This is a genomic window from Brasilonema octagenarum UFV-OR1, assembly GCF_963888615.1.
In the GTDB taxonomy this organism is placed as follows: Bacteria; Cyanobacteriota; Cyanobacteriia; order Cyanobacteriales; family Nostocaceae; genus Brasilonema; species Brasilonema sennae.
Map to the genome: position 1 here is coordinate 21,270 of NZ_CAWPKW010000305.1, position 14,478 is coordinate 35,747.

Sequence of the window (14,478 nt, forward strand, 5' to 3'; positions counted from 1 at the left end):
GTTCCCAAATTCCTTTGGAATTGAATAACGAAGCAATTATCACAGGCTTTGCCTGTTTTTTCTTTAGTTGTATTTGATAACGTCATGACACTATAGTCGCATGGTCATAATCTATATGCTTAAAATTGAGTGTATTTATTAACCGTACTAAATGTATTGTTGAACACAATAAAATTGAAAAATTTATACTGTATTTATAAAAAATGAAAACATCTTGAATAAGAAAATGTCAAACATGAGAGATAATAGCAACGAAGCATTGTAGAGCAATCGAGAAAAAAATCAAGCAACTCTATATTTTTTTATGCAGATAAAACAGATTCTTAAACTTTTACAAAAAATAATTCCAAATAACTTGCTTTATCTACTGCAAGATATTCACTCTAAAATACTGTTTCGGTGGATTTTACTAAAAGGAAGTGAGCCAACAGCGTTTAATAACAAATCCGCGATGGTGTTTTCTCCTCATCAAGATGATGAAACCTTCGGTTGTGGAGGTATGATTGCCCTGAAACGAGAACATGGAGTACCAGTAACGGTGGCTTTTCTAACTGATGGACAGGGTTCTCATGGTCCCGATTCTCAAATCAAAGAAAAAATCGTCCACATTCGCAAACAAGAGGCGGTAAAAGCTTTAGAAATTTTGGGAGTAGAAACCTCAAAAATTCACTTTTTGGAAAAGCCAGACGGAACTTTGCAAGATTTACAAAAAGAGCAACGGGAACAAACAATTCAGCAGTTGGCTGAACTCATAAAATTTTCTCAACCAGAAGAAATTTACGTTCCTCACAGAAAAGATTGCCATAAAGATCATGAGGCGACATATGAACTTGTCAAAGAAGCAATTGCTCAAGTAGGGATCAAAGTAGAACTCCTACAATATCCTATTTGGTTATTGTGGAGAGCACCTCTATTTATTATGCTTAAGTTGCATGATATAGCAGCTGCTTACCGACTCTCTATAGAATCAGTCCAACATAAAAAAAGCAAGGCGATCGCCTCTTACTGTTCTCAACTTGAAGGCTTACCTCGTGGCTTTGTGAAGCGATTTTTAGGATCTTATGAAATCTTTTTTAAAGTTGAGTAAAAGTAGTAAAAAATGCTTATTAATACGTATTTACAACTAGAAGATTTTATACGATTCTTAAGAAGAAGCAATTATGTATCACAAGCAACCACTGTGGAGAGGACAGAAATGCGGATACTACATATTACAAACCACGTCCAAGAAATAGGTAACGGTATTGTTAATGTTGCGATAGACTTAGCCTGCTTGCAAGCCAAGCTTGGTTACGATGTCGCTGTGGCATCTGCTGGAGGAGAATATGAAACATTACTGGAACGTTATGGTGTTAGACACTTTCAACTAAATCAGTCGAGAACGCCGCTTAATGTTGCCAAAGCTGCATGGCATTATTGGGGTATTTTACAAGAATTTCAGCCAGATATCGTCCATGCCCATATGATGACAGGAGTTGTGCTCGGTGCACTTTTGAGAATGTCCTCCTATGGTTTAGTGTCTACAGTGCATAATGAGTTTCAGCGAAGCGCAATACTGATGGGATTAGCTGATCGTGTCATTGCTGTCAGCAGTGCAGTAGCCGATTCAATGGTAAAGCGTGGTATACCGAAGCATAAATTACGGGTAGTGTCCAACGGCACATTGGGCACTCCTCGTCATCCTAACATTACAGAATGTCAGCCTCTACCCTTACACCGTCCTGCTATTACCACTGTAGCAGGGATGTATAAACGCAAAGGAATTGGTGAGTTAATTGATGCATTTGTAGAAATTGCTACTGAGTTTGCTGATGCTCATCTGTATGTGGTGGGAGATGGTCCAGATCGCGCAATATTTGAAGCAAAGGCGCAAAGTACAGCTGTTAGCGATCGCATTCATTTTGAAGGTTTCCAGCCAGAGCCGCAACGGTATATGCTAGCAAGTGATATTTTCGTGCTTGCTTCATACTGCGAATCTTTCGGTTTGGTTTTGACAGAAGCGCGGGAAGCAGGGTGCGCCATTGTTGCCAGCGATGTAGACGGAATTCCTGAAACATTAGATAATCGACAGGCTGGTCTTCTGGTGCCACCTAAAGATAGTCATGCTTTGGCAAAGGCTTTGACGAAATTACTCAGCAATCCTTCTGAATTAGACCAGTGGAAATGCCAAGCAAAGTTAAATTTAGAGCGCTTTAGTGCTGCCCGAGTTAATAAGGAAACACTAGCTACATATCGTGAATTATTGACCAACTATAGTGCAATTAGTGCAGTTTGATATTGAGTTTTAGCATTAATAATGGTTCAGTGTTATATGAATTTCTCTGTAAACTTGAGCTTAATAATTGGTAATAATATAGTCGTGCTCAGAGCTTTTCAGCCAAGAGGATTGCAAAATATTAAGCTCATGTTTATAGAGAATTATCTCAAATCCGCTTGATTATCCACAGTTTGCGCATAAATCCATAAATCTCAACGCTTATGCAACGCTTTAACTATATGCATTTACCTGGATTTGATATGACTCCCTTCTGACTCTAAGATGAGCAATTTAAAAAGTGTAAAGACACCCCTTTTGAGAAGAAGCTAAAACTTTTCATACAGCAGAACGGAGGGCATGAATAAAGTTTTGAGCGTAACGCTGGGTAGAGAAATCAAGGGCACGTTGCCGTGCTGCTTGGGCAGCAGTGCGAGCAAATTCTTGGTCGTTCAGGTAGCGAAGAATTGCATCAGCCAGTGCGTTTGCATCTCCATAGGGTGTGAGTAATCCGTTTAGGCCATTTGTGATGATTTCTGTTGGTCCTCCGGCATTACCAGCAATAATGGGTTTGCCTAAAGCCATCGCCTCGATAATGACAATACCAAATGGCTCATTATCTGAAGCATGAACAAAAACATCCATTGCCTGCACCCACTCTGGAATGTTGCGCTGTAGTCCAGCCAGGAGTACTTTCTCTGGAAGCCCCAAAGTTGCTATTTTCTCGTTCAAAAAGTCCTCATAATCTGGCTCCAAATCATGCTTACCTCCAACGACGACACAATGGGCATTAGGATACTTTTGCAACACTTTAGGCATTGCCTCGACAAGAACGTGTATTCCCTTCCAACGCTGCATTCGTCCAACAATGCCAATCAAAGGACCGTCTAACGGTAAACCCAGCTTGGAACGTGCTTCACTAGGAGAAGGTAAATCAGAAGGATTAAACCGATCTAGTGCTACGCCAGGGTTAACTAAGTAAACTGGTCGCTCTGGTAAAATTTGAGATTGGGCGCTTTGTATTGCTTTGGTGATTGTGACGACACCACGAGCTGGCATGAGATTAACCAGGCGCTTGAGAAAGTTTTTGTTATCTGGAATTTCCTGCTGATACCACATTGCAGGTATGCCGGCTAGCAATGCTGCCAGTCCCCCTGTTAAATGGGCTAACCACATCCAACTGATGATCACATTTGCATGTTCGCGTCTGGCAATGGAAGCTATGGCGATCGCACTCATTAACAAACGGTGCACTTCACGCACGCGCCCACCCCGCACAACTCGTGCATCCACACCAAACTTCCGAAACAGCTCAACCATCGGACCATCTTCTAGGAATATGACCAGCCATTCGACTCCTGCGTTGCGTCCCTCCTGCATCAAATCCCGAAGCGTCATTTCACTACCGCCACGTTGTTCTGCTAGCGGCATAATAATAATTACTTTCATATCGTAGACCTTTCTTGAGATCCAATGATTTCTGGCTGCTGCGGATAGGTGGGTGCAGTTATTCCTTGATGCTGATAGTATTTATGTGCTGCCATAGTGATACCAAAAAATCCCCAAAGAATCATGCCTGCTATACTTAACATACCGCTACCAATAACGAGCTGAGCACAAGCAGTCACACCAATGGCGCGAGAAGCACTCACAAAACTATCGAAGCGAGATTCAGTATACTTGAATATATTAGTGATAATCATCACAAGTGCAGTGATATAAGGAATAGCTCCCAACCAGCCCAGCGTGAAGAACATATCTAATACGCCACTATCAATAACAAAGACTTCTATTTGACCAGTTTTTTCATTAAATTTCCAGGTATTTCCAAATCCATTGCCGAAGACATTAGATAAGGCAACACTCAGGTTTCTGTCATAGCTCCCGGATCTATCTTTCAAGCTACCATCGTTTTCAAGATTAGAAAAACTTTCAAAACGACTGCCAACAACACTAGCGAATGGCTCTATGGTTGCTAATGGAATGACACACAATCCCATTGCCAAAATGATAGCAATCAAGCGCATTTGAGTTTGCGCTTTCACAGAACCAAAAATCATAGCCAGCCCCATTAACCAGCCTCCCCAGTTAGTACGTGCCTGAGTCAGTAGGAATGATAAGTAGCCGAATGCAGAAGCGGGAAAGTTTAAAGGTCCTGAGGAGCCACCACTAAACAATAACAGCAACCCTGCTTGCATCACAGCTCCATAGGGACCGACTGAGTGCATTGTGCTCCATACGCGCATCTGGAAGGGTGCTGGGTTTCCAGAACTGGTATTCATTTTTGATTGTATGAGCCAATATTTGTCCCACTCAGGTGCCACCACGAATTGATACACACCGTATAGTCCTGTCAGGAACACACACCAAAAGAATGTGCGTTGAATATTCTGACGATAGCTAGGGTAATCACGCCAGCACATGAATAAATGGAATCCAAAAATGACCGGAGATAGCCAATCTAGAAGACTTCGTGCTATGGCGATCGGTGAGTTGTAAACCAGTCCTACAAGAAGCCCATAACACACACCTACAAAAGCAAAAACAAAAGGTAAACCTCCTTGACGAGAAGCACTGGGAAGGTATTTTAGAGTTGTTGCTAGTGTAACTAAAGTTACTAAGTATGGAGCAATAAGCACCTGACGACTTGGATCCCAACCAGCACGAAAATCAATCAAACGAGCAACTAATGCTGATAGAAACCACATCCACCAGGCAAAGCCCAAGTAGAGAATGGGATGCCGTAAGTATAAAAATATAGCTACAACAAAAGATGATATGGGGAAAATGAGGCGCAGCTTGGCTGCGCCTGCAAAATAAAAGGCGACATTCAGCAACACGAAACCGGAAATGACTATCCAGCTGACAAATGAGCGCTGGTCAGGCAAATAATGCTGTTTAAGCAAAGGATGAAAATGTGGCTGTTTAGAATTCACTTGGTTTCTCCAAGTTAAAGATTTCGTAGAGTAAGCTATGCCTCATTTCTAAGGTCATGATTAGGCAGTGCTGTTCACGAGAATAAGGTTTTTTAGCTATCTACTACAACAGTTAGTTATTTATTAAAAAACTGTGGTGCTTTTGCCAGGTTTGCCATCCCTGCCAACGTCCACGGATGGAAGCTAGCCATTTTTGCGCTGCCAGTTTGCCGCCCTTCGGCAAAAGCCTAAGCCATTGGACAAAACCCAAACTATCTCGTGTTCCCACTAATATAGCCCAAAGTAAAAACACTGTACGGCGTGTAGGTGGCAGATGCTCAAGTAACACAAGCGTTTCATTATGAACTAGATTTATCCAAGCTACTTCATTAAAATTATTGCGCTGGTCTTCATCAAAACGTTGTGCTGGATAGTGATCAACGGCTACAGCGGGATCGTAAATCATCTTCCAACCCGCCCGCTTTAAAGCTAGGGTAAATGCCATTTCAAAGTGTACTTGTGCTCCCGTACCTCGCATCCGCTGATCAAAGCGCGATCCGGCGATCGCGCTGGTACGAAAACTCATGTTAACACCCTTGAGGACATCGACTTCGCGGGGTTCTCCCATTCCCAAGTGATGATTACCAATAACTCGCCCAAACCACTGTAGTTGACCAACCACTTCGCACGAGTCATCTAACAGCTTTTCACCTTCGTGTATCCAATCGCGTCCGCCGACTCCAGCGATGCGACTGTCTGAGGTGAAATGAGCACTGATGCGTTCTAACCAATCAGGGCGAGGTGCTGCATCATCATCCGTTATTGAAACCGTATCTCCTTTAACCGCTTCCAGTCCAGCATTAAGAGCTGCGACCACTCCCCCAACTGTAACTTTGACGGTATCCAGTGGCAGTGTAGTTTCTTTGAATCCTTCTAGAAACTGCCAAGTATCAGTATCTATATCCCGTACAACCACTATCACCTGAAAAGGTGGTTTAGTTTGCTCAACTAACGCCTGAAGGCAGCGTAATAGGTCTTGAGGACGGCGATAAGTCGGTATGAGAACGGTGTTCCTCATTCTTGCTTAACTCCTCAAACAAATCCACATAAGTTTTTGCCATAGTAGCCCAGCTGTGATGTTCTGCGACAGTGCGTGCAGCTTGACCCATCTGCTGCATTTTGTTGCGATCACTCACCAAAGACAACAGTACCTCCGCCAAAGCCTCAACATCGTCGGAGTCAGACAAGACAACCCCGCATTCTGGTGTGACTAATTCTGCACCTCCTGTTGCCGTTGCGGTAATAACAGGAAGTCCACAAGCAAGGGCTTCTAATAAGACTAGGGTACATGCTTCGTAACGGGAAGGAAACACGAATAAATCTACAGCACGCATAATCTGGGGTATATCACGCCGATATCCCAGAAAATGCACTCGTTCATTCAACCCTAAGGATTCTGCCATTTGTGGGAAGGGGCTACCTTCAGGACTTCCCACAACTGCAAGATGTAAATTTGGTACTTTCACCAAGGCACGCAGTACGGTATCTAAGTTTTTCCTGGGTGTGCGAATGTCTCCTGCAAACAGCGCCAAAGTCACATTTTCCGGCAAACCGAGTGTTTGACGAGATACCGTACCAGGAGAAAACTCTTCTAAATCAACTCCATTGACAATCACCCGAATTCGAGAACGGGGTACACCAATACTTTCCAATTCTTGGGCAACTTTTTCGGATACTGACACCACAATCTTTGCTTTTTGGAAAGCCTGTTTTTCCCAACGGGCGTTGAATGCGGTGTACAGCTTTTGGTACAAACCATACAAATCTTTGCGGAGACGGGAAATATGTACGGGCGATCGCAGCCAAGAACTGTGGACAAAGTGTACAGCATTCACATCAGATACTGATGATGTTATTGCTCCGTTGACTTTCACCAAATCGACTTGGGGGCGGTGTTTGCGCAACCAATCTGCACTTTTTTGAGAGAATATGAAATTACGAAGAAATTCAGTTGGCAACCCGTTGACTGAAATAGGAATCCAGTTGACCTGGCTACTTTGTTGTAATTCTGGTGCTATTTCACTTGCCAATAAGGTCAGGTGATGACCCCGGCGAATGGCTTCTTTTGCAACCTCATAATTTACTCGTCCCTGTCCATCACCCTTTTTTAATTTGTGAGTCACAATACATAGTTTCACACACCACCTTCCTTCTCAGTTCATTTTTGACTTAACATTGATGACTTAAAAATTCTATTTTTAGTTGCGTTGAGGCTTTTATTTGGCTGCAACTCCCAGCAATTGATTTGTTATTGGTCGTGGAATGAAACTCAAAATCAATGCTGCTATAGTTCTGAAATTAAACTTTTGTTCAGAAAGTGCCCGCAAAAGATAAGGACGTGCTTCGGTTGTCTGTTCAGAGCGCAGCAAACCTATAGCTAAAGTTGTATGAGATTCTAACCATTTTTGCTTAAAATACAGCTTGTATTTCTTGAGTTTTTCATCTTTCATAAATTGCTCGTAGCAAAATATTTCTGCTCTTCCTTTGCGAATTTTTGCCTTTGTATGAGCATCTAGACTACCACTGAGATTTGCCTTAGCATCTAGACTACCACTGAGATTTGTATCTGTTTGTTCATGAGCGCGATACCGTGTCAATTTTTCTGGATAATAGTATGCTCCATGACCCGAACGAGAACATAAGTAGGCTAAATATAAATCCCACATACCGTCTACTTCCTGTGGAATTTTCTCCCAGTCAACAAATTCTTTCCGAATCACACAAGCTGCGGCTATTGGTACAGACTTATCTATGACTGCAATTTCAAGAAAAGGTTGATGAACTCCTTTTTTTAAAATAGTTCGTTTGTATGCTGTTGAATTTTCCTCAGTACCAATATGATCAATTTTGCCATGTTTATCTATAATATATTGGTCGCAGAAAGCGAGAATGATATCTGGGTTGTTTTCCAAGGCTGGAACCAGTTTTTCCAGAAAGTCCTCATTCCACATATCATCATCATGGAGACTGGCAACGTATTTACCCTGTGCCTTCTTGAAGGTATCCATTTGATTAACAAACATACCAACATTGCTTAGCTGACTGGAACATTGGATGCGTGAATCACCAAAAGATTCAACTATCTTTTGGGGGCTTATTGGACTGCAATTATCTGAAACAATAATTTCAATATTTCGATAAGTTTGTTTAACAGCGCTGTTTATTGCTTGCTTGAGATACTCTGGTCTATCATAAGTTGGAATAATAACGCTGACTAAAGGCTCTTGGGAGCTATTAACCTGTGACATTTTCTAAAACCCTTGTATTTTACTATAAAATTACTACTCTCTGTCTTGGTTTTGCATTAAGGCAACTTATTTAACTTTCATATATTATCTAACTAATTTTTTTTACTGGCAAATTCTGATATTGTGTTTTCATAAATTTTTTGTAAATGTTTGACGTGGACATCCATTGTGAATTCTTGCATGAGCAAAGCATGACCTTGTTCGCCCATCTGTCGGCATTTCTGATAATCACAAGACAAATGAGTTATCGCTTGTGCCAGCATCTGAATATTATTAGCTGGTACAAGAACACCTGTTTCTCCATCTTGTAAATATTCTGGAATACCTCCGACTGCGCTAGCAATGACAGGTCGGTAATGACCATAAGCTTCCAGAGTGACTAGACCTGCTGGTTCAGGCCAAACACTGGGGAAGATAACAGCAAAACACTGTTCGTAAAGTTGATTTAATTTGTTACTATCACACCAGCCATGCCAAGTGATACGGTTGTTTAACCCTAGTTTTTGAGCTAACTTTTCCAACCGTGGTCGTTCCCAACCTTCACCTGCAATATCAAGATGAATTTGCGAATCTGTGTGTACTAAGGTTTTGAGCAGCCATTCTAGTCCTTTATCAGGAACTATTCGCCCCACAAATAAAATCCGCTGATTTTTGTATGTTTCTAAACTTAGAGGCGCAGTCGCTATTTGCGGTACGGAGATCCCACAGCGTAGTGTTACAGTTTGTTGAGGTGGCAAGCCATTTTTAATCAACTGTTTCCGAACATAGTCGCTATTTGCCAGAAAAGTAACTCTCAGATTTCTGATAAAATGGTTGAGGTGATGAGTACTTTGTAATTCCTGAATCACTCTTACGGGTTTGCGGCTTCCACAGCCATCTATTATCTTGCCCCAGAGGCATCCTAAATAAGAGAAATTGCGATCGCAAATGACATCTTGTGCTGCTAAATATTTTGTACCACTAGCACAGTACAATGAGTGATTGTGAACGGTGAAGACAGTAGGACATTCTCCTTTGACTTGCTCTAGTAAATCTGGACTGTGAATATGCAGCAATTTGAACCGACTCTGGTCAAGTTCTTTGAGAGATTTAATAACAAAGTCACTCACGCCAGATTGGGGAGATTGAATCAGAGAAGTTAAATAAGTTTCCGCTCCTCCATTTCCATTAACTCTGAAACTAGAGCAGTGATATATCAAATTCTCATCATACTCGGGTTGGTTCAATTTTTCTGCTCTCTGTTGTGCATCTGTGATTAGGTTGGGCATTACTCCTCCATGTTAGTTTCAAGTTCCCAAAAATTTGTTTATTGCTTGCAAGAAGAATTTTAACTTTTTTTGCTACTTCTTGACTTTTCCATCCATCTTTGTTTTAATAATTCTTTCTGGAGTTGCTGACTATTCGTTCTTGCAGTCTTTATAGCTGCTTTACCCATTTATTGGTGCATCGATTCGTTAGCAGCTAAAAAATAGAATTTTTGCGCAATAGCTGTTTCATCACTTTCAAGTAATACCCCATCAAGTACCTTACATGTGAAAGTTACTTTCATTGGACTCACTATTTAAGGGAATTTTTGAAAACCATATTTTTCATATAGGAATCGGGTTTCATTTGGTAAACTTACTCGTGAGGACGCTTAACGCTTAACAGGTCAGACCAGCGCCCGTCTTGGTGGATCCACTTGCCGTCTTGGCGGTTCCCGTCACGAACGACGCAAGTGCGTCTGTACAGGAGTTTGGGGGACTGGCAAACCTGAAGGACAACGGGGAAAGCTTAATATCAAATGTTCCTACCTACCTGAGCAAAAATCAAATATGAGTTTTATAGTTTCGTTTACGTTTGAGCTTTTCTAGATCTTGCTATTGATCCTTAATTTAGTTGATGCTGCATTTGGTGATATTTCCAAAGCTTACCTTTTATATCAAGTAACTCTTGATATCCGCCCTGTTCTACAATCTGTCCCTGTTCAAGTACGACAACTTTATCTGCCCGAACTATTGTTGATAAGCGGTGAGCAATGACAATCACTGTTCGTCCTACAGAAAGTTTTTCTATAGACTCTTGAATTAACTTCTCCGACACAGTATCAAGAGCACTTGTTGCTTCATCCAAAATCAGAATTTCTGGATTCCGCAGCAAAGCGCGAGCAATTGCAATTCGCTGACGCTGACCCCCAGAAAGCCTCACACCTCTATCTCCAAGTTGAGTGTTGAAACCTTCAGGCATTTCTTGGATAAATTCCAAAGCATTTGCTAATTGAGCCGCTTTGTAAATTTCCTCATCTGTTGCTCCTTCTGACCCATAGGCAATATTGTTAAGGACAGAAGTGTTGAAAATAAAGGTGTCTTGGCTGACCACAGCAATTTTTCGGCGCAGCGACTTGATTTCAAGATGCTGCAAATCAACGCCATCAATAAAAACATGACCTCGCGTTGGATCGTAAAATCGCGGAATCAAATCTGCCAATGTTGTTTTACCAGCGCCGGAAGCACCCACTAGTGCAGTCATCCTGCCTCGTTCAATCATCAGCCTAATGTTACTAAGCACCAAACTTTCCGAGTCGTAGCCAAAATCAACAGACACAAACTCAATTGAACGTTTTAAGCCAGAAAATTCGATATGTCCATTGTGGAAATACTGTAGCTCATCAATTTCTAAAAGTTTTTTCACGACTTCCGACGAGCCGTACATTGTACTGATATGCGTCGCTACACCATTAATATCTTGAATGATTGGTACGAGGCGAAAGAGAACGAAGAAAAACGTCAATAGAAAAGCTGTTTGTAGTAAACCTTTAGTGACAAAAACTGTAAATGCCAGAACAATCATTGCCACAAGTATTGTGGTCGCCAACGCCTCTGCAAGTGGCTTGACTATCATCCATACCGAGGCAATTTTCTTTGAATGATTGACCAACTTCAAGCTGGCATTATAATAACGTTTACGTTCAAAATCTTCCGTAGAAAATGCGTGAACGGTACGAATTCCATTGATAAATTCTATAGCTATAGAAGTAAAATTATTGTTGGCTTTAGTTACATCAAAACTTGCCTCACGAACCCGACTATTTAATGTAGACAAGCCAACAGCTAACAAACTGAAAAGCATTAATGAAATAATAGATAACTGCCAAGATATCCAAAACATTGACGTTAGGTAAACGACTGCGTTTAATGTTCTGGAAAATAAGAACGCTGCATCACCAAAAGCTTGTTTTAATTTTTCTAGTTCAGTTGTTATAGTATTTATCAGCTCACCAGATTTAGTATTATTAAAATAACCTATTTTTACAGACTGTAGTTTTTCAAATATTTGTTTGCGGAGCCTATCCACTAAAGTCAACTGAGTTATTTCAGTGTAAAATTGTGCTAAGTAATTTAATCCTGAACGTATCCAAGCGCTAACAAAAAGCAAGAATGAAACGCGATACAGACGATTTAGAGGTAATGGATCGTCTGCTCCTAACAAAGTATTCAATAACTCAAATTTTGTCTGAAACGGGACGTTGGGAGTCGTTAAATTTTGTAGAAAGGCAGCTAAAAGAGTAACATTCAATCCCTCAAAAATTGCCGCTATAAATGAGAATAAAAGAGCAATCGCTGCAATTTTGGGAAAGTGTTTAAATTCTCGCAGTATAAGGTAGTTCTCCTGCCAGAACTTAGTAGTCTTGACTAAATTCTTAAGGATATTTTGGACTGGTTTGGATAATTTGACATGCATGAGTAAGATTCAACTGTAGTTTTGCAGGGAAAATAGAGCGCTCAAAATACTATAGTCTTACAAAAAGCCGCAACGCGTTGACTGACGTGCGGCAATTTTACTTACTACTGTAAGTTCCAGTAGTTGTTTTTTCATCAGAAACAGAGCGAAAGTCATTTTCCAAGGGTGGAACCAATATTTTTAGTTGGTGAAAGACCTCAAGGGTGTTCAAGCCATGAGGTAACGAACAACAAATCACAGAGTTGAACTATCCAAATGTAACAGATTCGACTCTGCTTCAACCTCCCATGACCTCATCATTCCTGGTAATCTGTTGAGTTGTCGTTGTGCTTCTGGACTGAGCCGTACTGCATCTTCCAAAGTCCAGCAACGAGGTCCAGTCAAACTCATTTCACCACGTAGTACATTAAATAACTGTGGCAGATGATCTAGGCCATACTTACGCATCCATCGTCCCAGTTTACTCGAATTTTGACTATCTTCAGAATCGTACAAATCATCTTGATATGCTATCGCCATATCCCCAATTGCTCTTTTGCTGGCTGTAGTTGTGCGAAACTTGAAAACCTTGAAGAGTTTTCCTCGTTCTCCCACATGCCATTGGCAAGAAAAAAGTAGTCTTGGTTCTGGAGAGGAAATGCGCATGAACAAAACTAATCCCAACATGATTGGACTTACTGCAAGCAGAAAAATCAACGCAGTGAGCCAGTCCGTAAAACGCTTCAACCACCACAATGTTGAGTCTAGTGCTTTTGGCTGTTTCTCGACCGAGGGTATGCGCAGGAATATGGGTTTGTTGGCTTGAGCGCACGCATCTGCCCAAAATTTTAACCTTGTTTCACCAAGTATTGGATCTATGCGTACCAAATTTGCAGGAGAACGCTTCAGACACTCCACTAACGACTCTTTTTTATCCAGTGAAGGCATATAGGGTTGTGTTATCCCTCCAGGAGGGATGATCAGCAACTGACCCCGTCGCCACATAAGTCTACAGTATTGAGAGGGATTATCTTGTTGCTGCTGCTTCACTGTATAGTTACTCTGTAATGTTGGTATTATTGAGGTTGTCATATGTATTTTCACTCATAGTATGGTAGATTGCTGACCTAATATTAAAGGCTACTAAACCCAAACAGTCCAAGTTGGATTTTACTCTTTGCTATCAAACTGGACGTAATCGAGTCGAAAAAAAGATAACACAATTATCCCTATTAACAATTGCACATCTTGGTTAATTTTTTTGACCAAAAATGTATTTCATACAACAATCGTAGTTTTCAGATAGCTCTGGGGAAAGTCCACTCTTGTCTTTTTCAGGGGGGATTTAATATCTAGGATATAAGACGCTGTAAGAATAACGGTTACATATAGAGATTCTTTATTTAGTCTTTAAACATCAAGGACGTTTTTGCGATAATTATTAAGATCCTATGAATAACAGAACTTGTATAATTACGAAACAAGAATCTTTATTGTCACCTTATGTGATTTGAAATCGTTATTAAAAATAAGTATAGCTATCACAACTAATCAAAACAGACCAGATCAGTAATTTTAGTTATCTACACTAACTTTCTACGCTGATAAAAATTTTAGTGGTTCAAATATTTTCAATAAACAAGGCAGCAGGAGATGAGGGCACCGGGAACTGATAGGAAGTCGCGTCCAAGACTGCGTTCCCCGAATTACTAAGCGTCTAAGGCACTTACAAGAAAAAAATGCCCACGCTTGACGACCTCCACGCGCAAAGCTCGCCGGGCAGAATCCTCTGTCCGGCAGACTTTGCGCTAACTCGTACACCAACTCATTATTGTGTGCGCTTTGCGTTGCCGTAAGGCGATAGCCGTGGCGTCAGGCATAGGCATTCTTGTTGGGCATTTTTTTATTTGGATATTCCTAAATTTATTATGAGTAAAATGAATGTCTATAATTGATTAAGTTTTTTCCATCAATATAAAAAACGTATGAATACAAGGTAATTTATCTTGTTCGTAAGTAATTTAATTTACGATACATTTTGATTGTGCTTTTTGGGAAGAGATAGTTATATACTCTGCCTTCAAATATCTTGAAGAAGAACACATAGGTCAGAACCCAGAACTCAGCAATCAAATGTATTGGTATTCAAACAAGGCAGCTTTTGGGTAAGAAGCTTCTTACCCAAAACGTGCCGCCCCAACCAATTGAATACAACGCTCTTATCCTGCACCAGGGAAAACGCCAGATCCTACAACGGGGCGGCAGCTTTTCGGGGGAAGCTTCCCCCGAAAACGTGCCTTGG

The 14,478-nt window shown here is 41.0% G+C and carries 10 protein-coding genes; 2 read left to right on the plus strand and 8 right to left on the minus strand.

What is annotated here, in order from left to right; translation table 11 throughout:
• Positions 1-304: 304 nt before the first annotated feature.
• Together AC5590_RS26920 and AC5590_RS26925 are read left to right on the plus strand one after the other, a co-directional pair.
• A complete protein-coding gene (locus tag AC5590_RS26920; RefSeq protein ID WP_169266397.1) occupies positions 305-1,087 on the plus strand; it encodes a PIG-L deacetylase family protein in 783 nt (260 codons plus the stop codon).
• Between the two features lie 108 nt (positions 1,088-1,195).
• A complete protein-coding gene (locus AC5590_RS26925; protein WP_169266410.1) occupies positions 1,196-2,275 on the plus strand; it encodes a glycosyltransferase family 4 protein in 1,080 nt (359 codons plus the stop codon).
• Positions 2,276-2,593: 318 nt separating this feature from the next.
• Here the strand turns inward: AC5590_RS26925 and AC5590_RS26930 are convergent, their stop codons facing one another.
• From AC5590_RS26930 to hepC, 8 genes are all read right to left on the minus strand, one after another.
• Entirely contained in the window at positions 2,594-3,703 is a 1,110-nt protein-coding gene (locus AC5590_RS26930; RefSeq protein WP_169266398.1) for a glycosyltransferase, read from the minus strand.
• Complete coding sequence (locus AC5590_RS26935; RefSeq protein WP_169266399.1) at positions 3,700-5,190, minus strand: O-antigen ligase domain-containing protein; 1,491 nt, start codon at positions 5,188-5,190, stop codon at positions 3,700-3,702. Before AC5590_RS26935 ends, AC5590_RS26930 begins: the two co-directional genes overlap by 4 nt.
• A gap of 112 nt (positions 5,191-5,302) precedes the next feature.
• Positions 5,303-6,247 (minus strand): glycosyltransferase family 2 protein, encoded by a 945-nt coding sequence (locus tag AC5590_RS26940; protein ID WP_169266400.1) that lies wholly within the window; start codon positions 6,245-6,247, stop codon positions 5,303-5,305.
• Positions 6,174-7,367: a glycosyltransferase gene (locus AC5590_RS26945; protein WP_169266401.1), complete on the minus strand. Its 1,194-nt coding sequence runs from the start codon at positions 7,365-7,367 to the stop codon at positions 6,174-6,176. Before AC5590_RS26945 ends, AC5590_RS26940 begins: the two co-directional genes overlap by 74 nt.
• A gap of 78 nt (positions 7,368-7,445) precedes the next feature.
• Positions 7,446-8,477, minus strand: a complete 1,032-nt coding sequence (locus AC5590_RS26950) for a glycosyltransferase family 2 protein (RefSeq protein ID WP_169266402.1) — start codon at positions 8,475-8,477, stop codon at positions 7,446-7,448.
• 92 nt (positions 8,478-8,569) lie between these two features.
• Entirely contained in the window at positions 8,570-9,745 is a 1,176-nt protein-coding gene (locus AC5590_RS26955; RefSeq protein WP_169266403.1) for a glycosyltransferase family 4 protein, read from the minus strand.
• A 601-nt stretch (positions 9,746-10,346) separates the two neighbouring features.
• Positions 10,347-12,197 (minus strand): heterocyst formation ABC transporter subunit HepA, encoded by a 1,851-nt coding sequence (hepA, locus tag AC5590_RS26960; RefSeq protein WP_169266404.1) that lies wholly within the window; start codon positions 12,195-12,197, stop codon positions 10,347-10,349.
• A gap of 234 nt (positions 12,198-12,431) precedes the next feature.
• Positions 12,432-13,268 carry a heterocyst development glycosyltransferase HepC gene (gene hepC, locus AC5590_RS26965; protein ID WP_169266405.1) on the minus strand — a complete coding sequence of 279 codons (837 nt, stop codon included), beginning with the start codon at positions 13,266-13,268 and terminating at the stop codon, positions 12,432-12,434.
• Between the last annotated feature and the right edge of the window lie 1,210 nt (positions 13,269-14,478).

Excerpts from the sequence above, each read along its gene's own strand:
- AC5590_RS26920 (WP_169266397.1), top strand. The coding sequence starts at position 305 with ATGCAGATAAAACAGATTCTTAAACTTTTACAAAAAATAATTCCAAAT.
- AC5590_RS26925 (WP_169266410.1), top strand. The coding sequence starts at position 1,196 with ATGCGGATACTACATATTACAAACCACGTCCAAGAAATAGGTAACGGT.
- AC5590_RS26930 (WP_169266398.1), bottom strand. The coding sequence starts at position 3,703 with ATGAAAGTAATTATTATTATGCCGCTAGCAGAACAACGTGGCGGTAGT.
- AC5590_RS26940 (WP_169266400.1), bottom strand. The coding sequence starts at position 6,247 with ATGAGGAACACCGTTCTCATACCGACTTATCGCCGTCCTCAAGACCTA.
- AC5590_RS26950 (WP_169266402.1), bottom strand. The coding sequence starts at position 8,477 with ATGTCACAGGTTAATAGCTCCCAAGAGCCTTTAGTCAGCGTTATTATT.
- AC5590_RS26955 (WP_169266403.1), bottom strand. The coding sequence starts at position 9,745 with ATGCCCAACCTAATCACAGATGCACAACAGAGAGCAGAAAAATTGAAC.
- hepA (WP_169266404.1), bottom strand. The coding sequence starts at position 12,197 with ATGCATGTCAAATTATCCAAACCAGTCCAAAATATCCTTAAGAATTTA.
- hepC (WP_169266405.1), bottom strand. The coding sequence starts at position 13,268 with ATGACAACCTCAATAATACCAACATTACAGAGTAACTATACAGTGAAG.